The 20,208-nt window shown below is 38.3% G+C and carries 17 protein-coding genes, 1 pseudogene and 1 CRISPR repeat array; of the genes and pseudogenes, 6 read left to right on the top strand and 12 right to left on the bottom strand.

Annotated elements, in window-relative coordinates; all coding sequences use genetic code 11:
• Positions 1-260 precede the first annotated feature (260 nt).
• Together CSV61_RS16995 and nadX are read right to left on the bottom strand one after the other, a co-directional pair.
• Positions 261-422, bottom strand: coding sequence for a DUF6440 family protein (locus CSV61_RS16995; RefSeq protein ID WP_199173645.1), 162 nt, complete (start codon positions 420-422; stop codon positions 261-263).
• A gap of 23 nt (positions 423-445) precedes the next feature.
• Positions 446-1,228: an aspartate dehydrogenase gene (gene nadX, locus CSV61_RS14270; RefSeq protein ID WP_099639766.1), complete on the bottom strand. Its 783-nt coding sequence runs from the start codon at positions 1,226-1,228 to the stop codon at positions 446-448.
• Between the two features lie 144 nt (positions 1,229-1,372).
• Here nadX and CSV61_RS14265 point away from each other — a divergent pair, with 144 nt between their 5' ends.
• From CSV61_RS14265 to CSV61_RS14255, 3 genes are all read left to right on the top strand, one after another.
• Positions 1,373-2,149: a DUF2935 domain-containing protein gene (locus tag CSV61_RS14265; RefSeq protein WP_099639765.1), complete on the top strand. Its 777-nt coding sequence runs from the start codon at positions 1,373-1,375 to the stop codon at positions 2,147-2,149.
• A gap of 126 nt (positions 2,150-2,275) precedes the next feature.
• Positions 2,276-2,785 (top strand): sigma-70 family RNA polymerase sigma factor, encoded by a 510-nt coding sequence (locus CSV61_RS14260; RefSeq protein WP_099639764.1) that lies wholly within the window; start codon positions 2,276-2,278, stop codon positions 2,783-2,785.
• Entirely contained in the window at positions 2,778-3,725 is a 948-nt protein-coding gene (locus CSV61_RS14255; RefSeq protein WP_099639763.1) for a hypothetical protein, read from the top strand. Before CSV61_RS14260 ends, CSV61_RS14255 begins: the two co-directional genes overlap by 8 nt.
• A gap of 126 nt (positions 3,726-3,851) precedes the next feature.
• On the opposite strand, the gene CSV61_RS14250 is transcribed toward CSV61_RS14255, so the two are convergent.
• Positions 3,852-4,265 (bottom strand): universal stress protein, encoded by a 414-nt coding sequence (locus tag CSV61_RS14250; RefSeq protein WP_099639762.1) that lies wholly within the window; start codon positions 4,263-4,265, stop codon positions 3,852-3,854.
• Positions 4,266-4,278: 13 nt separating this feature from the next.
• The gene (locus tag CSV61_RS14245) at positions 4,279-5,688 is read right to left on the bottom strand and encodes a SulP family inorganic anion transporter (protein WP_099639761.1); all 1,410 of its coding nucleotides are present in this window, start codon (positions 5,686-5,688) and stop codon (positions 4,279-4,281) included.
• A 105-nt stretch (positions 5,689-5,793) separates the two neighbouring features.
• Between CSV61_RS14245 and CSV61_RS14240 the strand changes: the two genes are divergently transcribed.
• Together CSV61_RS14240 and CSV61_RS17130 are read left to right on the top strand one after the other, a co-directional pair.
• The gene (locus CSV61_RS14240) at positions 5,794-6,351 is read left to right on the top strand and encodes a recombinase family protein (RefSeq protein WP_099639760.1); all 558 of its coding nucleotides are present in this window, start codon (positions 5,794-5,796) and stop codon (positions 6,349-6,351) included.
• 265 nt (positions 6,352-6,616) lie between these two features.
• Positions 6,617-7,438: an IS4 family transposase gene (locus tag CSV61_RS17130; protein WP_369824394.1), complete on the top strand. Its 822-nt coding sequence runs from the start codon at positions 6,617-6,619 to the stop codon at positions 7,436-7,438.
• A gap of 414 nt (positions 7,439-7,852) precedes the next feature.
• A CRISPR array of direct repeats spans positions 7,853-9,038; the repeat unit is 33 nt; unit sequence ATTTCAATCCACACTCCCTATACAGGGAGCGAC.
• Positions 9,039-9,195: 157 nt separating this feature from the next.
• On the opposite strand, the gene cas2 is transcribed toward CSV61_RS17130, so the two are convergent.
• The 8 genes and pseudogenes from cas2 to CSV61_RS14195 all read right to left on the bottom strand — a co-directional run bounded on the left by cas2 (position 9,196) and on the right by CSV61_RS14195 (position 18,181).
• A complete protein-coding gene (gene cas2, locus CSV61_RS14230) occupies positions 9,196-9,486 on the bottom strand; it encodes a CRISPR-associated endonuclease Cas2 (protein WP_099639759.1) in 291 nt (96 codons plus the stop codon).
• Positions 9,487-9,496: 10 nt separating this feature from the next.
• The gene (gene cas1c / locus CSV61_RS14225; RefSeq protein WP_099639758.1) at positions 9,497-10,528 is read right to left on the bottom strand and encodes a type I-C CRISPR-associated endonuclease Cas1c; all 1,032 of its coding nucleotides are present in this window, start codon (positions 10,526-10,528) and stop codon (positions 9,497-9,499) included.
• Positions 10,525-11,184, bottom strand: a complete 660-nt coding sequence (gene cas4 / locus CSV61_RS14220) for a CRISPR-associated protein Cas4 (protein ID WP_099639757.1) — start codon at positions 11,182-11,184, stop codon at positions 10,525-10,527. The genes cas1c and cas4 overlap by 4 nt, the downstream gene beginning before the upstream one ends.
• Positions 11,171-12,046: a type I-C CRISPR-associated protein Cas7/Csd2 gene (gene cas7c / locus CSV61_RS14215; RefSeq protein WP_099639756.1), complete on the bottom strand. Its 876-nt coding sequence runs from the start codon at positions 12,044-12,046 to the stop codon at positions 11,171-11,173. Before cas7c ends, cas4 begins: the two co-directional genes overlap by 14 nt.
• Positions 12,027-13,970 (bottom strand): type I-C CRISPR-associated protein Cas8c/Csd1, encoded by a 1,944-nt coding sequence (gene cas8c / locus CSV61_RS14210; RefSeq protein WP_099639755.1) that lies wholly within the window; start codon positions 13,968-13,970, stop codon positions 12,027-12,029. Before cas8c ends, cas7c begins: the two co-directional genes overlap by 20 nt.
• Complete coding sequence (gene cas5c, locus CSV61_RS14205; protein ID WP_099639754.1) at positions 13,967-14,692, bottom strand: type I-C CRISPR-associated protein Cas5c; 726 nt, start codon at positions 14,690-14,692, stop codon at positions 13,967-13,969. The genes cas8c and cas5c overlap by 4 nt, the downstream gene beginning before the upstream one ends.
• A 14-nt stretch (positions 14,693-14,706) precedes the next feature.
• Complete coding sequence (locus CSV61_RS14200) at positions 14,707-17,082, bottom strand: CRISPR-associated helicase/endonuclease Cas3 (protein WP_099639753.1); 2,376 nt, start codon at positions 17,080-17,082, stop codon at positions 14,707-14,709.
• 393 nt (positions 17,083-17,475) lie between these two features.
• Positions 17,476-18,181: pseudogene (locus tag CSV61_RS14195) on the bottom strand (YitT family protein).
• A 292-nt stretch (positions 18,182-18,473) separates the two neighbouring features.
• Between CSV61_RS14195 and CSV61_RS14190 the strand changes: the two are divergent.
• Positions 18,474-20,159, top strand: coding sequence for a methyl-accepting chemotaxis protein (locus tag CSV61_RS14190; RefSeq protein WP_099639752.1), 1,686 nt, complete (start codon positions 18,474-18,476; stop codon positions 20,157-20,159).
• Positions 20,160-20,208: the final 49 nt, after the last annotated feature.

Here is a 20,208-nt window from a genome sequence, read left to right as displayed (position 1 = left end):
CTCCTGAGGGATCAGCGTGCGTCTTGAGACCCTGGACAGGTGCCTTAATTTCTGCAAAGTACACAGAAATACGGCAAAGCGAACCCTACGTTGTTCGCTTGGCTCAAGCCACGCCCCTCGGAAAGCGTGCCTTTTTGAGTGCAGGGAAACGGGGTGAGATAGTTATGTCCCAGCCTCTTCCTTTCGCTTTAAATTGTAGGTAGTCTTGCACTTTATAAGAAACCGCACTACTCTATCCGATCTATGACTACATCCCCGTTCTAATCTAGTAGAGCAGTGATCCTACTTCCTGTACCAACCCACGCATGGAGATAGTTTACAGCCGTATTCCGATCAACTAAAACAGTTATTCGACCAAGTGACAGGAGGTCATCTGTTGATTTCACATAGAATCGCTTCTCTGTTTCTTCTTTTGTCTCCAAACACATGAAACACCTCTATTTAGTCAGCTTCCGACGGTAATCGCATTCCCTCGATTTTGTAAAGTAGATACTATACTCAATGCTGCAAGATAGCTTGTCTTAGGGTTATTTGGCATGGGTTCATTTTCAATTACTAAATTCATGTTACCGAAATCACCTTTTGCTTCAATAGTATGTGTGTTTTGTTGAACTTTCGGGTCCGCAATAACGCGTACTGCCGTCTTATCCGCGCCAAGTCCTGCAATTGATAATAATAATGCAACATTGACGTTTTTAGGAAACTTTTCAATAGCATCTATTGCCACACCATCAAAAATACAATCTTCTACATATTTCACATCCAGTCCCAATGATTGGTAGGACTTCCTAGTTGTAATGCGTACTTCCTTTAACCCACCTAATGAGTTGGCTGATTGCAGAAGATCCAGTCCACCAATTGCTCCTGAGGGTAGATAAATATGTTGCTGATTCTTCTGCGCGATTTCTTTCATTTCATTCAAAAACCCGACATCTTTAAGAGCCCCGATACTACTCAATATCAAGTCTTTCTTATTGTCCAGCACTTCTTCCATATGCTCCATCGCCACTCCCACCGTTGCAGCTTCCACGACTACATCCATAGGTGATTGAATGAACTCCTGAAAGTTTGTATAGAACTTTGCGCTATACTGTGATTCTAGCCTAGGTCCTACTTTTTGATTACGTCCGAATATCGAGACAATTTCAGCGTCTACTTTGCCATTCCTATTGATACTTTCTAATAGATACTGCGCAATATTGCCAGTTCCAATTATGCCGATTTTCATTTTTACAACACCTCTTTCATCAGTATATATACTATTCCAAGAAATAGCTGACTTTCTATTACCATACCCTTCCCATACATAAACAACACAAGGAAGGAATAAGATGATACCGATTTAGATAGATAAACTAGGGTGTATGTAGGGATGGCTAGTTATACAGATAATTACGAACGAGATACGTACGGTCTTATCGATTTTTGGGTGCGTAACAACTTCGAACACGGAGAGTTTTTCGATCGAGAAATCAGTCACCACGAGCTGGAATTAGCACGCGCCAATCAAGAAATGATTGACCGCATGGGAAAAATCTTTAAAAAGACTGAATCTAAAACTGGCGATATCGGATTAATTATCGATGAGGCAAAAAGCTCTACAAAAGAATTCGCTGATCTACTAATTCACACGATGGACCGTGCATTGCGTTGCGACGTTATTATTTCAACTCCTACTTCCCTTCTGGATCACATGATTCGAGAAGCTGAAGAAGCAGAGCGTGTGTTCAAATTAATTGAAACGAACTCTTACATTACGCCAGCTGATGCGACACTGCATGAAAACAATTTCTGGCTTCGTCAAATGCTCGACCACCTTATTTTTATCAGTCATTACGTAGATGCTTCCAACTATGAATTACATGATCAAGTGCGTGCAATGACAAGGAAGTTTGAAAACCTTCTGTTACAGGCTCAATCTTTGAAAACTATCATTCGTAGACCACGCAATGAAGTTTCACCCGTGTTGAATACATTCAATCAAATGGTGATCAAAGAAGCAAAGGCTCTGGAAGCTTTTAAGTTGGAATTAAGTGAACTGATCAAAGCCTGTGCCGCGGTTACGACTGCTCCGCCTGATTTGTTAGAGCATATTGCGAGAGAAGCGCATCATCTGTGGAAAAATCTTGAGGATCAAGTGGTTAACTAAATCACACGAAAACATGACGAGATATATTTCCTTGTCATGTTTTTTATATTCATCACATGAAATTCTACTACAGTAAAACTATTCTTCCTCAAGCTTCGTTATAGTAGTAGAGAGGCGGTGGTGGGAATGGATTCCGTGGAACTGGAACAGGTTATGGATCAATACGGGGAACATTTATTGAAAATGGCCTACTTCTATTTACGTGACCATGAACTGGCGAAGGATATCGTCCAGGAGGTGTTCATTTCATTTTACGAGAAATCGAACTATCAAGAACGAGGAAAGTTACGCGCTTATTTAACGAAACTAACAGTCAACCGTTGTAAGGATTATTTGCGAAGCTGGTCATTCAGACATTTGAAATTCAATAAAGAGTTGGTAGAAACCATACAAACTGAACATGATCGATTGATTCTAAAAGAAGAAAAGTCTGTGATTGCTTCTGCTATATTGGCATTACCTATAAAATATCGAGAAATTATACTGTTTTATTATTACGAAGAACTAACTACGCGAGAGATTGCTGCGTTTCTTGATCTGTCGGAAAACACCGTGAAAACGAGAATGACCAAAGCACGTATTTTGTTAAAAGATAAACTGTCAGCTGATTATTGGGAGGTGCTTTCCATTGAATAAGGTGAAAAAAAGTTTAGACGCTGCGGCGGGAGACGTTTTCAATGATAAAGAAGAATTAAAGCAACGAGTCCTTTACGATAGACGTAAACGTAAAAGGAGAAATCCACTTCCACTAGTTGCTTCAGCTATTGTTTTAGCTGCTATAGCATTTATCACGTTCAATGTATTACAAAACGGTTCTACTAGCACAAATGGTAGCGCATATAAAATAGACGAGACATTATATGATCTCATGCTTAAAAGCGAGCGGCTTGATCAAGAGGAGTCCGATGAATTACGGTACAGAGTCTTTCAAAGTATTCTAGAAATTGATTCTGTTATGGGTTACGCAGCTTCCCAAGGCTACAAAGAAGATTTAGAGGAAATCAATACAATAGTTAATGAGCAACAGCAAACATTTTTTGATGACTTTACAGAAGAACAAGCAAAAAAAATTGAAGTAACCCAAATGGAAAAGTTCGGCTACAATTATGACCAATACTTTAAAATCATTTTGACTTATACTCAGCGACACACAAATGCAATGAACTGGCTCGAACGTAATAAATCAAAAGACAAAACAACCCAACGACAAATACTAGACGCTTTCCAAAAAGAGCATCAACAAGTCATCACAGCATTCATGGAGAAGAAATCCATTCCAGATTTAACGGAAAAGTTTCGAACTCAGAAGTTAGATGGCGTGGTAGCATCTGCAGATCAAGGACAAGTATTGCTTGTGTTAGGGCTTGAACCAAAAGATTATGAGGGTCTATCTACGGATGAAATAATAGAGGCAGCTTATGAATCGGCCTGGTTCGACTCCAGCGAATCCTTTGATGGTATTCAACCTGATATGCATATTGAAATTACTTTTGATCCACTTTCATACGCTATCACTCAGCAAGAGCGTCCGACAAGATTCCATGACATAATCAAATGGAATGAATATGAAAAATGAAAAAGCGGTAGTCCAATTTTAAAGGACTACCGTTTCTTCACGTAACTCATTACTTCACTAGATATATACATTGGAAGTCAATATACTTAAAAACGCTCTATACTTATCTGAGTAAGTAAGTGAGTTTTATTTTACCACCGTCACAGGACAATCAACATGTTTCATTACTTTATGACTGACACTACCAAGTACCATTTCCTGAATAGTATTCAATCCACGACTGCCGATCACTAGTTTATCAATTTTCTTTTCATTGACATACTGAATGATTTCCTGACTGGGATTGCCTTTTAGCATGATCACTTTAGCATCGACCGCGGCTTCCTTGGCCATCGCTAAAATCGGATGTAATTTTTGCTCACGTTTTAATGATAGACTTTCAGGGCTTTGCGATAATAAACGTTCATCTTTGGCTTTGTTATAATCCTGGACATAGATAACTTCTAACGTGACTTTAGGTAAATACTCCGCCAGCATTATTGCGTGTTTCGCAGCACGCATTGCATTTTCTGATCCATCAATTGCTACAGCTATCTTCATACTATTCACTCCTTCACAATAATTTTTCATACAGTTGTTGGCTCGAGGAATTTAACCCCCGCATCGTGACGTTGATCCCCCTGCTTTCTAATTTGCTCACAACTTTAAAAATAGCACCTACAGCAGATTCATCCCACAACTGGCTATTTTCAAAGTCGATCGTGATCCTCTTTTCATTCACATGATCAAAAGCTTGAATAAATTTTGTTGTGGAAGCAAAGAATAGCGGTCCTTGGATTTTATAGACTCCATCGTGATTGGTTACAGTCACGCGTGAAATCTTCGCTACAAAGAATAATGCACTTAGAATAACTCCAATAACCACGCCAATTGCCAAGTTATGCGTATATAAGATGATAGCCACTGTAACAAGCATCACTACAGACTCTGAACGTGGTGCAGAGCGCAAGAACTTAAACGAACCCCAATTAAATGTTGTCGCAGCTACCATAACCATGACCCCAGCGAGAACTGGCATCGGAATTTTAACGACTACATCTCCCAGTACAATAATCAAGAACATCAAGAATACTCCTGCGGTCAGCGTGGACAAACGCCCTCTGCCCCCCGACTTCATATTGATCACCGATTGGCCTATCAATGCACAACCTGCCATACCTCCGAAAAATCCAGTGATGAAGTTGGCAATACCCTGTCCGCGTGCTTCACGGTTTTTATTACTCGGAGTATCTGTTATATCATCCAACACCTGTGATGTTAGCAACGATTCCAGTAAACCAACAATCGATAAAGCTAATGAATACGGTAAAATAATCTTCAATGTTTCAAAGTTCAACGGAATGTCTGGGAAAAAGAATGTCGGCAATGAGCTCGGCATCGTCCCTAAATCACCGATTGACTGCAACTTCACGCCGCTGAATAACGCAATTGCAGTCATGACGACAATGGCGATCAGTGGAGCGGGTATAGCTGTGAAAAAACGTGGTACCGCATATACCAATATCAATGTTGTAATGGCGAATACATATGTCATTGTACCAGCACCAACCAAGTACGGTAATTGCGTAATGAAAATCATTATTCCAAGCGCATTGACGAACCCAAGCATGACCGAATTCGGAATGAAGCGCATTAGATTCGCGACCCCTAATGAGCCTAGAATTAATTGTATTATACCTGTTAACATAGTTGCTGCCAGCACATATTCAAGACCGTGATTGGCCATTAAACTGACGAGTACTAGAGCCATTGCACCTGTTGCGGCAGATATCAGACCTGGACGACCTCCCACAAACGCAGTTATAACTGCAATAGTAAATGACGCATATAACGCTACACGCGGATCGACACCCACGATAAACGCAAAAGCTAATGCTTCCGGAATGAGCGCCAATCCTACGACAATCCCTGCCAATATATCCGCTCGCACATTCCCGAACCATTGTTGTTGTAATGTTTGCATATTGTTCCCCTCTCATGATGTCAGTCATTTTCCATGTTAGAATGTAAATAGCATAACATTTACAGTCCCATAAGTGAATGGTTTTGGGAGGAAAGGAATGAATAGATGAAGTATGGATATATACGGCCGACCGTATCTGATCAACAAGCAACTAATCAGTTAACGAGTCTAATAACAGATGAAGTTTACATAGAGGCACATGGCTTAGCCAAAAAAAGAACAGAACTTGAACGCTTATTTATGCAAATACAAAATGGGGATGAATTGTACGTTCAAAACATTGAAGTATTAGCTGACTCGCTTCAGCAGTTTCTTGATATTTTACGATTAGCAGAACGGGATCAGCTGATGATTTATTTTGTCGACGATGAGTTAACTAATCAATCGATGATGAATGCTACACTACTTCAAAATATTGAGTTTTTTACTAGTTTACAATCTATATTCTTAAGTCACTCTTCTACTTTTACCTTACAAGCTGCCAAGCAGGAAGGTAAATCAATCGGTCGCCCACGAAAGTCTGATGTAAATTTGCAACTTGCTTTTGAGATGTATGATAGTAAAGATTTTTCATTGTTTGAAATCAAAGAAGCAACAGGGATTAGTAAATCAACGCTTTATCGATATTTGGATGATCGCGTTTTAGTTGAAAAGGATGAATGAATATTCGGAGTACTTTATCTTCCATTTAAGATTTTAACTCTTATTTGCGAATTACTAATAGTTTTCTATAAAATCATACTTTATTATATCATGCATGTTGATTATCTAGTTTCTACCAATAAATAACTACAAAAAAAAGAAAGACCCTCTTGTACAATGTAAGTTACCACACCAACATTGACGAAACGAGGAATCTCTCATGAATAAGAATACCACGTCCTACAATCTGATTTAAAAATCTCTTTCAGAAGCAGAGCTCTAGGCTATTTTACTGGAATTTAACTATACAGATACAGCTCGGAAATGCACGGTTTCTACCGTCATTTCCTATTTAATTAGTGCCACAACCAATGAATGGAAGAGCCTGCACCACGCAGCCGATGTAGGGCCAAGTATAGGACTTATTTCTGTGGATCATTCATCACTGTCAAAGCATATGAAAACGTTAGATTATGCAATTATGAAACGTATTTTCGAGATCGTTGTTGGCAAGCTAAATCGTGCTACACGTCGCACGTTAATGATGAAGAAAACACTTCTTTCCATTGATTCGACAACCATTACTGTTGGAAAAACACGTTTACCCTGGGCTGTTTATCATGGCGAACGTTCGGGCATAAAACTACATGTTAGCTCCACAAATGAAACAGAGAAGCCTCTTCAAATCGTTGAAACAACAGGTCCCAAACATGACAGCCCTGTAGGTATAGGCCTTGCAGATAAACGCTTTATCTTAGTTTGTGACCGTGCATACTTTTCAATTGATAAGGTTGATCGTTACGTGGCTGAAAAAGAAAAACAACATTTTGTCCTCCGTTTAAAAGACAATATTCAATTGAATAGGAAGAAATCATTGAAAGGTATGCGGACTAAAGATTCTAACGTAACCGCTGATTTCACGTGCACACTCGGTACTCTACAGAAACAGATGAAGAAACGGCATCGCGTTGTACAATTTATAGACCATCGTGTAAAAGATATCTGCGTCGTGACCAGTTTAATGGACATAACAGCAGAAGAAATTGCCGGAATGTACAAATCTCGTTGGGCTATCGAGTCATTTTTCGTTAGATTAAGCAAAACTTGAACGTTCCTGTGCTGTTCGGAACCTCATCAAATGCCGTGTACAACCAGTTGTTCGCGGCTATGATTGCCTATGTTTTACTGAAATTTATCCATGTACAGGGTCGTAAGGTAAAGCACATAAAACCCTTGTTATTTGCAGGTTTTACACGCCTGTTTCTTTGTGGTGAGCTGCCAATTGAGTGGCGTATTCGTTTGAATGAAACCCTAGATTTTCATTGGAGGATCAATCAATCAATTAAATACTGTATAATTTTGGTTAATCAACACGCGTGTTATTATATATAACTACACCCTCAAAACTCATAAATAATATCTGGTTTTCAAATAGAGGCAAAAACAGTTGATTTGTGACAGACATTTCCGATATTTTCAACCTATGCTAGATGCTTCAGGAGAGCCAGCGTTCCGCTTATCATTTACAACCCACACTCCCTATACAGGGAGCGACTTGTTATTGATTTTGAAAATAGTCAGCTATGGGATATTTCAATCCACACTCCCTATACAGGGAGCGACAATGTGAACAATCAAATCAGCGTCGAATTCGGGGTATTTCAATCCACACTCCCTATACAGGGAGCGACAGTAGTGCTGTTTGCTTTTGGTTTTATTTTTTGTATTTCAATCCACACTCCCTATACAGGGAGCGACTTTTATCTGGTGGAAGTTTTGCGTATATCTTTTTATTTCAATCCACACTCCCTATACAGGGAGCGACAACCGTCCGTGTTTTTAAAGTCGTATATCATCAATATTTCAATCCACACTCCCTATACAGGGAGCGACTATGAATCAAACTGCATCACGGGTGGTGTTAGATATTTCAATCCACACTCCCTATACAGGGAGCGACAATACTGTCACGTCTAATCTCGTGCATTTTGCGTTCATTTCAATCCACACTCCCTATACAGGGAGCGACCCTTTGCTAATTTATAAAAGCCGATTGCATTGGCATTTCAATCCACACTCCCTATACAGGGAGCGACAAGCGCTTGATATTAAAGTAGATGATTTGTTCCCTATTTCAATCCACACTCCCTATACAGGGAGCGACTCCATGCTGTCGACTTCTTTAGCGTCTACGACAAGATTTCAATCCACACTCCCTATACAGGGAGCGACAAAGTCTTTTTTGTCGGCTTTCCCGTTACCTGTAATATTTCAATCCACACTCCCTATACAGGGAGCGACAGAGTTTCTGATAACATCTAACACTTCCGGTTTATTTCAATCCACACTCCCTATACAGGGAGCGACCTCATGTTCCTTTTCTCTACTCACTTTAATAGAAGATTTCAATCCACACTCCCTATACAGGGAGCGACTCCGTTTAAAAACGAAATCTTTTTTATTAAGTACGATTTCAATCCACACTCCCTATACAGGGAGCGACTCCTTCATAATCGGATCACATGTAAAAGTCACCGTATTTCAATCCACACTCCCTATACAGGGAGCGACGATTTTCGCCCCTAATTCAATTCCAATGGATAAGACATTTCAATCCACACTCCCTATACAGGGAGCGACACTTGCAAGTGGCCGACATATCCGGCGGTTTGAAAATTTCAATCCACACTCCCTATACAGGGAGCGACCGCAATATGTAGACAAAATAGTAACAGTAAGTCTACATACTGTTCATTTCATTATAACTCATTACATAAAATGTCAAAACTAATCCAATACCCCGGTATTCCACACTAATAATGTGCGAACCTACCTGGCTTTTCATGTTCACTTAGGGTTCGCATATTAGAAGATCAATGGTCCTTCTACTTTAATAGATGGTTTCGCACCAATATGTTTAACTTTCGTATCATGATTATTTCCTAGACGGTAATATCGAAGACTATCGATCTTAGGATCCATAATCTCTTCTAGCTCAATTTCTAATTGCCTTAATTGGGTACTGTCTACGATGCATTCAAATACAGAGTTTTGTACACGCACACCATATTCCTCACACTTTTTTGCAATTCTCCGCAAGCGCTTTTTTCCACCATCAGTGAGAGTCTGAACGTCGTAAGTTACTAATACGAGCATACGGTTACACCTACCTTATTAATATTGGAGGATACGCGTCAAGATCTCCACGTAAATGACGTGCTAATAATAATGCTTGTACATGAGGAATCAATCCCCAAGCTATTTTTTCTTTTAAAAAAGGATGAGTAATGATTTGTTGTTTTTCTTTTTGCCATAGTTGCAAGAAACTTCTTCTAGCTTCATCCGTTAAAATAACTGCACCATTTTCTTTGAACGCAAAATCACCACTTTGTAGTTGCTGTCTATTAATCACTTTTAAAACAAAGCGATCTGCAATTAATGGACGTAATTCTTCCATTAGATCTAGTGCAAGTGAATTTCTTCCAGGACGATCACGATGTAAAAAACCTACATATGAATCTAATCCAACCCCTTCTAAAGCAGCTGCAGTTTCAGCAGCCAGTAGTGAATAGGAAAACGATAGCAGTGCATTGACTGGATCTAGTGGCGGTCTTCGATTACGCCCTTTGAAAAAGAAGACGTCTTTCTGCTGTAATATTGATTCTTCAAATACGCTATAATAAGCGCTTGCTGCATTTCCTTCTATACCACGAAGTTCTTCTAAATTATTGCATTCACTCACGACTTTCCTTGACTGTTTCAATCTTTCAATGACTTTTTTCATATGGTCAACGTCTACTCTTAGCGCATGATCTCTTATTGTCCGCTTTAGTAATTGCTCACTATTAAATATTTTCCCTATGATCATATTACTCGCAATACGAGCACATTCTTGTTCATCATCAGCTAGTCGATACTGCTTTCTACGAAGTGTCACATTTCCGTTTAGTTCACCTGTTACTCGCCCACGAAATCTACCGCTACTAGAAAAGAAGGTTAAACTGATATTCTGATCCATACACTCTTTCATCAAGGCTGGGCTGGCACCTTGATGTCCAAATGTACAAATTGCTTCTATATTGTGTAATGGTATACGCGCTAATGATTCATTTGATTTAAGTAAATTTAGATTTTTACCCTTTAACGCAAGATAAACCTCGGGATCTGATACATATACTGTATTCAATAGTTGCTTCATTCCGTTAACATCCTATTCATATAAGTCGATACCTTTTCACGTTCCATTAGTTCCGGCAGACAACGATGACGAAGCGAACATTGTAAGCAGTGCTTTCCTGTTTTAACACGTGGTGTATGTCGTCTTTTATAATATTGATGCATTTCATTTGTTAGTTCTTTCACCTGCATTTTAATTTCTTCAGTAATTATTACAGGTTCTCTACGTTTAATTTCGTGATAATAGAGAGCAGCTTCTTTAATGCTTGTACCAAGCATTTCCTCTAGACAAATCGTTTGTGCGGTCAATTGAAGAATATCTGCATCATGACTTTTCGGCTTTCCACGTTTATATTCAATAGGCTTCACTCGATATAGACCTCTTTCTTTATCAAGTGGAACCCCGTTGATATCTTCAATAAACTCTACCATATCGCATATCCCGCTAATCCCTAAATACTGCGAGTGTACAGGTAATGCTCTTACATAAAGAGTATCACCACGTTTTTCTCTAGTGTAAGGATTATCTACTTTTTCATGGAGATAGTTCCCTTCAATCGTCAGTACATTTTCTTCCCACTCTTGTTCAATGTGAATGAGTGCCCACTGCCTTCTACAAAATGCAAAGTGTTGTATACCCGACAGCATTAAATAATCTTCTTCTTTATAACCCAGCATATTCTTCTACAGAAAGCCCCTCTAATGGTGTCGCGGTTATTTGATAATTTTCTATAGAAGGCTTAACAGCTTCACTTGTTTTTTCTACTTTAACTGCACGATGCACAGCTGCAGAAGAATATTGTCCTAATTTCGAATTATGCTCCCACCAAAACACTTTATTGACTTCCATACTTCCGTCAGGCCTTGCTGAAGATGTATCGTTTGCAAATAATGTCTTTAATGCTTCTTTTAAACTTTCAGCATCCTCATAAGTAAAACCTGTGCGCTCCGCAAGCTGAGGATTTATGCTGCCATAGAATACATAAACACCAAAATCAACACGATGCTTCATACCCATCGTGTCAGATGTTTTTTGACCCGGATCTTTTTCGTTAGTTGTTGAGTTCACACTTTTCGTGATTTGCATGCTTGTTACATCAACTGGTTCAATACTTGTCGCCGTATGAATTGATACCGGACCACGAATACCAATAGACATCTTTGCACCTTTAAAAGCAAATACTTGTCCAAATGCGCGCACGTCATACCAATTTTCAGATGCAAGCATTTCCGCTGTTTGCTCATCCGTTCCAGTTGCTTTCGCTTTCGCCAATAACTTCTTCAATTCATCCACTGATTCTACACGGTCTTTGATACTGCGGTATGCGTCTGTTCGCCTTTCATCGGATTGTACTAATATAGGTTGCCCTTCATCTTGAAGTCGATTTCTTAATTTACGTTTAATAGCAACATCTGAAACTTCTCCATGACCAAAGAAGTCTTGACGTGGACGGTTTCCGTTAAGTGGGTCACCATTTGGATTGGCTTTATCTACCGTAAATACTACTGCAAAGTCTATTTTATTTTTCAATACTGACATGTTCTTTTTCCCCCTTTTTTGTATACATCTCTTGGATTTGACTGCTGTATCCTAGTAAAAACACTGGACCTAATGGTGCGTCCGTCATTTGCTCTACTGTTAGTTGATCTTCAATCTTTTGTATAAGCATTGCGTAATAACCTGCACTACTTCCGGATCGTTGAAAATAAGGTGAAAGCTGTTTACGAATGACCATCCATGTACGAGCTGGATGTTGAGAAAATGCATTGAAATAGCGTGTTGCATTAGTTGCTCTATTTTCATCACGCTCTCTTAAAACACTTCGTTCCATAACTTCTGCAACTCCAAGTAAGCGGCCAAATAGGTAATCACGCGAATTATTTTCTTCTTGAATAGCCACAGTGTATCCCTCACTTTCATGTTGTTTATTGATAAGTGCACAAGCAATCTGTAACGTTGCATCCCATGATTCCATCGTATTTTTAAAACTGAATGGATTTTTCACTCGGTTATAAATCAACGACACTATATCATTTGGCAATGGTTTGTTCTCCACAATACAAGGAAGCATTCTTGTGTAAAAGTCTTTTTTAATCCTGCTGTCAGCTTTACTACCATATACCGCTTCCGCCAATCGATAAGTGGATGGTGTCCCAATAAAAGTACTTATTTTGTTTGTAGATGGATCTTTGTACGTTTGCAACCACTTACATGTATTATGCCAACGAAGTATTGCGTCTAAAAACAAATCTATGCTTAACTCTTGATAGTAAACAATAGCAAGACGACCTTTTCCTTTTGTAGCTGTGTCAAGTGCCATGACGATTACATTCTCAAGGTGGTTTTTACTTAGCGTGTGACGCATCCCTTGTATAGCTTTGTTTAATTCTGTCGCCACTACCTCTTCTGTATCGGCAAGTTGCTTAGCCTGATCCTCGATATCGTTCGCAAATATATCCTCAAAGTTTTCACCACAACTAGCATAAAGTTCTCTAGTCCCATTAAATTGGCTAGGAATTTCTGTTTGCTCTTTACCAAATGTTACAAAATAGCGGGAATCTACATAGGTACTCTGCCTCTGGATTAGCCATCTTAATGCATGGTGCGCTTTTTGAGATGTATCGTAACCGATTTGCACAGCTTCTGTAGGCTTGGCAAAGCGTCCCCTATAAGTAAAGCCCTTTTTATCATTTCCAGAAATCAGTTTGGACATATCGCTCGAATTACAAATTTTGGAACCGTGTTGTGTTGTTAACTTAGTTCGTTCACCTGTGATGTAACATATTCCATTTTCCATCTTGTATGTTTCATTCAGAAAATAAATAAAGTCTTTAAATAGAGCCTTGTCCTCCCATATAGCTGGATCCTCTGCGGTCTTGTGTAGCACATCAAAACGTACAAACGCTGCCAATACCTCTGATGGTACCACTTTATATATATCTGGCTTATCACCCTCCAAAGATGTTGACCATTTCTCTAATATTTTCCCATCAGTGTTTAGACACAATATTTTTGCATCAACTAAATCTCTAATTACATGACCTTTTGAAATATATTGATAAACGGCTTGTACCTTGTTCGAGACACCTTCCGTTTCAGACCATTCTTTCATTTGCTTTACATACGCTTTATAACGATCTGCATATTTGGGATTTCCACCGAATCGTACATAGTCACCCGCAACATAACCCAATCTATCATGTATAAAGTGAGGTGCAATCTTATCACCACTTCTATTTGCAGAATTAGGCGTCGAAGGAATTATTGTGAAGGAGTTCTCCTTGCTTACCACTTTTGAACTATGATAGTCGCCATCTTCGGTCAGTAGGATTTCTATATGTGCATCTGCAAACACGTGTGATATAGGCAATAGCGTCATACGTTGCTTTCTCCGCTCTTCAAACTTACCCACTTGACCTTTGTTGTGATCATACACATCAGCCAGCTTCTTCATCCAGCTCATCTGTCCACCTCCTCAAAGATCATTTCGTGTTCTTCCTCAACTGAAGTAAAGTTGATGCCTTTATCAAATGATTTCATTGGTTCTTCATGAATCACGCGGATAACCTCACACTCTTCTGGTCTATTGAACTGTATGATGCCGTCTTTCATTACAGGTACACATAAACGCGCCTGAAACGATTTTTTGTCACCTTCATCAGGATAAGTAAAGCCATGGAACATTTGTCCAAAACTGATTTCACCATACTCATCATAAAACCCTTTACCTTCACCGAACGTACATGCTTCCACATATCCTTGACACTCTCTTGTGCCTAAATAAATATCCCGTCTGCCACCTCTGTCGACAGAACGCTTAGCTATATTGTGATGTTTATGCTCGTTACGATCGTATGCTAAATCAGGCCTGTTTTCGTTAAACTCAAAATGGGCACGAACTTGATACATTGGATTACGCAAATAAGTGTAATACATTAAGTCATTCGCTTCACTTTGATACTTGATTGGGCGCATCGCTTTTACTTCAGTTTGAATAGGATTCATCACTCGCACTTCGTCGATATACCACGTAATAGTTGGCTTCCAATAAATTGACTCCGTAATTCCTTTTAATGCTTGATAGGTCGGAACTTGATACGTAAACTTTTCTCCTCCAATTCGTGTTACTGGGTCTGTGAAAAGTCCGTATTTTGCGTGTACAACAAATTCGATCTGGTTTCTCATGCCATTCACCTCCCTTAATAAATTTGCGGTTCAACTTCCGCCTTACCTTCTAAAGTCACACCGTATTTTATATCGTAAGCTTTCTCTTTCAGGCAAAAAATTGAGTCTTCATATAAAGATTCTATTAGTCCTTCTTTACTTAAGATTCGTAACTCATGTGTGTAAAGATTCACGCTATATTGCTGTGCTTTTTTAATAAGCTTGTTGAATTCCTTAAAATCATGAATCTTTTCATTTAAACTGGCAATTAAGTCTTTTCCAGCCGCCCCATATGGCACTAACACGGCTGTGGTAGGAGAATGAATTGCTTCGAAATATTTTTCAATCGTTTTAAGCATCCCTGATGAATTAGTTTTTTTCGGACGTTGTGCAGCGAGGCTTCCTTTTAATAAAGTGAGTAAATTGTAATCTGATCCTTCAGGAGTAATTAATATCTCGCTTTTTGCTTGTGCTAGAAAGTGTCTAAAATAAGTTTCAATAGTTACTGGGTGGAGTAAGCGTTCTACGAATTTAGGATTTGATAAAATATAATTATCAGTTACTTCAGCGCCAATACGTATTTCAGGCAATTTAGACAAATTCTCATCTTTTGCACGAATTACATAAACTTCGCCGAGTTTCCTTTCCGCATTTCGATTACATCTACCCGCTGCTTGCGCGATTGAGTCTAGGCCTGAAAGTGAACGAATTACAGATTCAAAACTTATGTCCACGCCCGCCTCAATTAGTTGAGTACTGACACAAACTACTTTTTGTTTACCTAGCCTACTTTTAACATCTTCCAGTACTTCCTTACGGTGTACAGGGCACATAGAGGTACTTAAATGTGCAATATACGTATCCTCAAGCTTATCCAATTCTTGAAACAATTTTTTCACTGCAGTTTTGGTATTTAAAATGATTAATACTGAATTCAGCTCTTTCAATAGTTTTTCAGTAAAATTCGCTATCCGTATTGCATTCCAGCCTTCAGGTTCTACTTTTGAAATAATATTCACACGTTTAAACGCATCTACTACTTCATCTAGATGAGGAATCATTTCTGGCTCTTTTGGTAAAAGAAGCGGAACTTCTATTTGTTTAATTGCTGCATGGTTGGCAGGTTGTGTTGCTGTGCAAAGGACAATACTACTATTTCCAATGACTTGTAAGAAGTTAACGGACGCGTGAAATAGCTCTTTATGTTGATAAGGTACAGATTGCACTTCATCAAAGATAATAATTGCGTTCGTCATATTATGTAGACGGCGACTCTTTCTCGTTCCTTTTTGATAGAAAGCATCTAAATATTGCACCATCGTAGTAAAAATGATGGGGTAATCCCAGTTATCCCTACCAAGTTGCATACTTTTATGATGTGGATGGTCATAAAAATCTGTATCATTATCTAGCGCAGTATCATCTATTACGTTAGCATGATGCTCAAGTACTGCGTCAGGTTGTTTTATAATAGCTCGTACTTCTTTTGCATTTTGCTCAAGTATTGTCGTGTAAGGTACTACATATATAATTCGGGACTTATTATACTTCTTCGCATGTTTTAACGCATAACGAAGACTAGCATATGTTTTTCCGCCACCCGTTGGTACTGTAAGTGTGTAAATAGCCGATGGAAAATCCGCGATCTCGTCGCAACTTTCAGACATATCATTACGTAATGCATTGATTCCCTTACTATTTTTCTCCCACTCCGTTACAGTCTCCATTAAATATTTATAGCCTTTTTCGAATACAACTTTATTGTTTCTAATAGGATCACTGCTATTCTCCTCGAAGCACCTTGTATTCGTTCGGTCAGCATCTATTAGACAACTAAAGACTAGTTTTTGCATAAGTGTTAAATATATATTAGGATTTTTTCCAAGTAACTTTACTTTTTGAATAAAATTTTTCATTTCTATTTTGGCTTCGTTAACAAGTGTTTTAACTCTTTCCACATTACCTAAAACGCCTTCAAAGTTTGCTACAACTTCATCATAATTAGGTAACTCACTGTTTGTCACACGCCTTAAAAAATCAGACGGTTTTAAATCTGGCTGTACAAAGTTTTGCATTCCAGAATGATGGGATAAGACAGCCATCCCAACTGTCTCCACAACATAGTCTTGCAAAAGGTCTTTTCCATTAAATTTTTCAAATAAATATTTTGCACCCGCAGTCGAGTGATCAATTTTCTCTCCGGCAACCTTATTTTCTAGTACAGCTGCCTTTAGGTAATTAGTAAAATGCAATGTAAGTTTACCCATATCATGTAAATATCCTGATAGTTCCGCATGTGCTCCTAATCCAACTGATTCTCCATATGAACGAGCCAACTTAGCTACCGCTTCCAAATGTTCTTGAACAGACTGTTCCGTAAAATCACTTTGACGAATATGAGCAATAAGCATAACTCCCACCTCCGTTTAATATTTGTTACCAGATTAGGTAATTATCATCAATACTAATGTATCATATCCTTACATTAATTTTCACAATTTTTAACATTTTTATATTAAAGCTGTAATTCTGCTGAATATAATGAGCAAAAACATATATTGTCTATCATCTTCTAAGCTTTTATTATTTTTAGTTCTATATTTATAATTATGATATATGAATAATCCGATATGTCAAACTATTTTCGCAAATAAAAACCCCCTGGAATGTTCCAAGGGGTTTTTACTACTACTCATTCATACTTATACATATATTTTCAATCCACACTCATTGTTAATGAGCGACATTTACTTATCTATAATAACATCAGATATACACCATTTACAGTCTGAAAATACCATTATTTATCGTTTTGATTGCGTAGCCCAATAATTCTCACGTTTAATTTCTAATACATCATACACCGCCACAAATGCACTTTTGTCTACTTCACGTATAAAGTCATTCTTTTTAATTTCTTCAAGTCTATAAACGATACAAGTGATTTCCATGAATTTCTGACTCGTGTGACCGTCTTGTACTACGTCCTAAACGCTCCCGTATTTCATCCACCATTACTTCAGATTTATAGATCATAGTTTTAAATTTTTTAAAACCACTAAAACCTACTTCCACAATGGGAATACCTTTCGATGCAATGAAATAAGCAATTGCCGACATAATTGCTCCTGTTAATCTAAAACCAAAGAAACGATAATAAAGCCAAAAATATTAAATTGCTAATTCCAAAAGGTGACTTTCTTGAAAGTAATACCGCCAGCCTATCAATACCATCGAGCGCATCCCGATTACGCAATGCCACTCCTATTCCAACTCCTATAATGATTCCACTGACGACTGATAGTGATGTGATTATTTTACCATCTGTTTATAGCCCATGAAAATAAACGCTATATTTAGCACTGCAATTAAGATTCCTAACGGCAAACCAAACAACTGAGATACCAGGATGCTCAGACTCGTCACTCCGCCATCCGATACATTATTGGGAATCAGAACGGATTCTAGACCATAAGCAGTGATGATAGATCCAATAAATACGAAAAACACTTGAAATACAAGTCAAAGTTTATTATATAGCTGTTTAGTAATTACTTTCATCATTTCACTTCTTTCATCCTGAACGAATACTAATATCCTTGTTTACTATACCCCTTTTTTCACCATGTCTATTCCACTATGAAATATTATTTTTCTGCATCAACTATCCCACTGAAAGTTCTCCCACAATAGTATCAACATAAACAATAGTCTATATAACTATTAGTAGACTGTAAGTTAATTTGCAGTTATAGTTAAAAGTATCTATAGTCAATTAAATCATTAGGAGGCGTGATAGATCATGTTTACATTCAAAAGCATCCGAGGAAAACTATTGACCGGTTTTTCCATAGTTGTAGTTCTGATTATTTTACTTGGCATATTTATTTTCTCTACACTTCATGCGAATAACGAAGCGACAAGAAATATTCTAGAAAAGGAATTGCCACTATTGATTGCAGATGAGCAACTATCGCTTGACATGGCAAACCGGATCTCCAGTTCGAGAGGATTTATTCTGACAGGGGAAGCAAGTTATAAAGATTTATTTGATACATATACAGAAGATAGTGAAGAGCATCAAGCCACTATTAAAAAAATAGGAACTTCCGACGAAACAATGGATTTAATGAGAAGAACTGTTGAATGGCGTGAGTACGTCTTAGAGAATGTATTCGCTGAACATGCACGCGGTAACAAAGAGCTAGCAGAACGTAATCTATTGGCAGTTAATGATGACGCACGTGAATTAATGACTTCGTATGAAGAAGCAGCGCAAAATCGAGAAATGATTATTATTGATATTGAAAAGAATTTACTTTCTAGTGGAAACAACACATTAATTCTAGTCACTAGCATCATTCTACTCGTTATTCTTTTAAGCTTGGCAGTTGCTTTATTCACTGCAAATTCTATATCTAAACCGCTTCACACTGTTATGAAGCGCATGAAATTAATAGCAACAGGAGATTTAAGTAGCCCTCCTTTAGAAACAAAGTTACAGGATGAAATTGGACAACTGATTGAATCTACAAATGAAATGAGTAGCAATACACATAATCTATTGGACGAAATTCACATCGTGGCACAAACAGTTTCTTCTCAAAGTGAAGAATTGACACAGTCTGCGGGTGAAATTAAAGCAGGTACAGCACAAATCGCTACAACTATGGAAGATCTGGCATACGGCACAGAATCGCAAGCTACCAATGCAAGTAGCTTATCAACCTCAATGGAAAATTTTGTTGCAAGAATAATGGATGCCAATGAAAACGGTACTTATATTCACCAGTCATCAAATGAAGTACTTTCGATGACAAACACGGGAAGCGAAGCGATGAATACTTCTTCTAAGCAGATGAAAGTTATCGATCAGATTGTTCATGATGCAGTTGTAAATGTTGAAGGATTGGACAAGCATACTCAGAATATTTCCCAACTCGTAGCTGTGATACAAAATATTGCAGCGCAAACTAACTTATTAGCATTGAATGCAGCAATCGAAGCTGCACGTGCTGGTGAACACGGTAAAGGGTTTGCAGTTGTAGCCGATGAAGTACGAACTCTTGCAGAACAATCTTCTGAATCTGTTACGAACATCACTGAAATCGTCAATAAAATTCAAAGCGAATCTAGTTCAGTAACAAATTCTTTGCGTGAAGGTTATAAAGAAGTTGAAGAAGGCACAAATCAAATTGAACGTACGGGCGAAACATTCCATAAGATCAGTGCTTCTGTAACTGAAATGGTCACACGTATACAGACTATTTCTAATGACCTGCAAAACATATCTGAAACAAGTCAGGAAATGAGCGGTTCGATCGAAGAGATTGCTGCAATTACTGAAGAATCTGCTGCGGGAGTTGAACAAACATCAGCTTCTTCCCAACAAGCAAGTAGCGCTATGGAGGAAATAGCGAGTAATTCTAATGATTTGGCCCAATTGGCTGAAGAACTTAATAATCTTGTCCGAAAGTTTACCTTATAGAAAGAAAAAGCGTCTGCTATTGTGCAGACGCTTTTTCTTCATGTACTTT

Source organism: Sporosarcina sp. P3, assembly GCF_002743415.1.
Lineage (GTDB): Bacteria > Bacillota > Bacilli > Bacillales_A > Planococcaceae > Sporosarcina > Sporosarcina ureae_A.
Note: the sequence above shows the minus strand (reverse complement) of the source record. Positions and strands in the feature narration are given on the sequence as shown.

Bases quoted from the DNA above. Each gene is read 5' to 3' on its own strand.
- nadX (WP_099639766.1), bottom strand. From the start codon at position 1,228: ATGAAAATCGGCATAATTGGAACTGGCAATATTGCGCAGTATCTATTA.
- CSV61_RS14265 (WP_099639765.1), top strand. From the start codon at position 1,373: ATGGCTAGTTATACAGATAATTACGAACGAGATACGTACGGTCTTATC.
- CSV61_RS14260 (WP_099639764.1), top strand. From the start codon at position 2,276: ATGGATTCCGTGGAACTGGAACAGGTTATGGATCAATACGGGGAACAT.
- CSV61_RS14250 (WP_099639762.1), bottom strand. From the start codon at position 4,265: ATGAAGATAGCTGTAGCAATTGATGGATCAGAAAATGCAATGCGTGCT.
- CSV61_RS14245 (WP_099639761.1), bottom strand. From the start codon at position 5,688: ATGCAAACATTACAACAACAATGGTTCGGGAATGTGCGAGCGGATATA.
- CSV61_RS14240 (WP_099639760.1), top strand. From the start codon at position 5,794: ATGAAGTATGGATATATACGGCCGACCGTATCTGATCAACAAGCAACT.
- cas2 (WP_099639759.1), bottom strand. From the start codon at position 9,486: ATGCTCGTATTAGTAACTTACGACGTTCAGACTCTCACTGATGGTGGA.
- cas1c (WP_099639758.1), bottom strand. From the start codon at position 10,528: ATGAAGCAACTATTGAATACAGTATATGTATCAGATCCCGAGGTTTAT.
- cas4 (WP_099639757.1), bottom strand. From the start codon at position 11,184: ATGCTGGGTTATAAAGAAGAAGATTATTTAATGCTGTCGGGTATACAA.
- cas7c (WP_099639756.1), bottom strand. From the start codon at position 12,046: ATGTCAGTATTGAAAAATAAAATAGACTTTGCAGTAGTATTTACGGTA.
- cas8c (WP_099639755.1), bottom strand. From the start codon at position 13,970: ATGAGCTGGATGAAGAAGCTGGCTGATGTGTATGATCACAACAAAGGT.
- cas5c (WP_099639754.1), bottom strand. From the start codon at position 14,692: ATGAGAAACCAGATCGAATTTGTTGTACACGCAAAATACGGACTTTTC.
- CSV61_RS14200 (WP_099639753.1), bottom strand. From the start codon at position 17,082: ATGCTTATTGCTCATATTCGTCAAAGTGATTTTACGGAACAGTCTGTT.
- CSV61_RS14190 (WP_099639752.1), top strand. From the start codon at position 18,474: ATGTTTACATTCAAAAGCATCCGAGGAAAACTATTGACCGGTTTTTCC.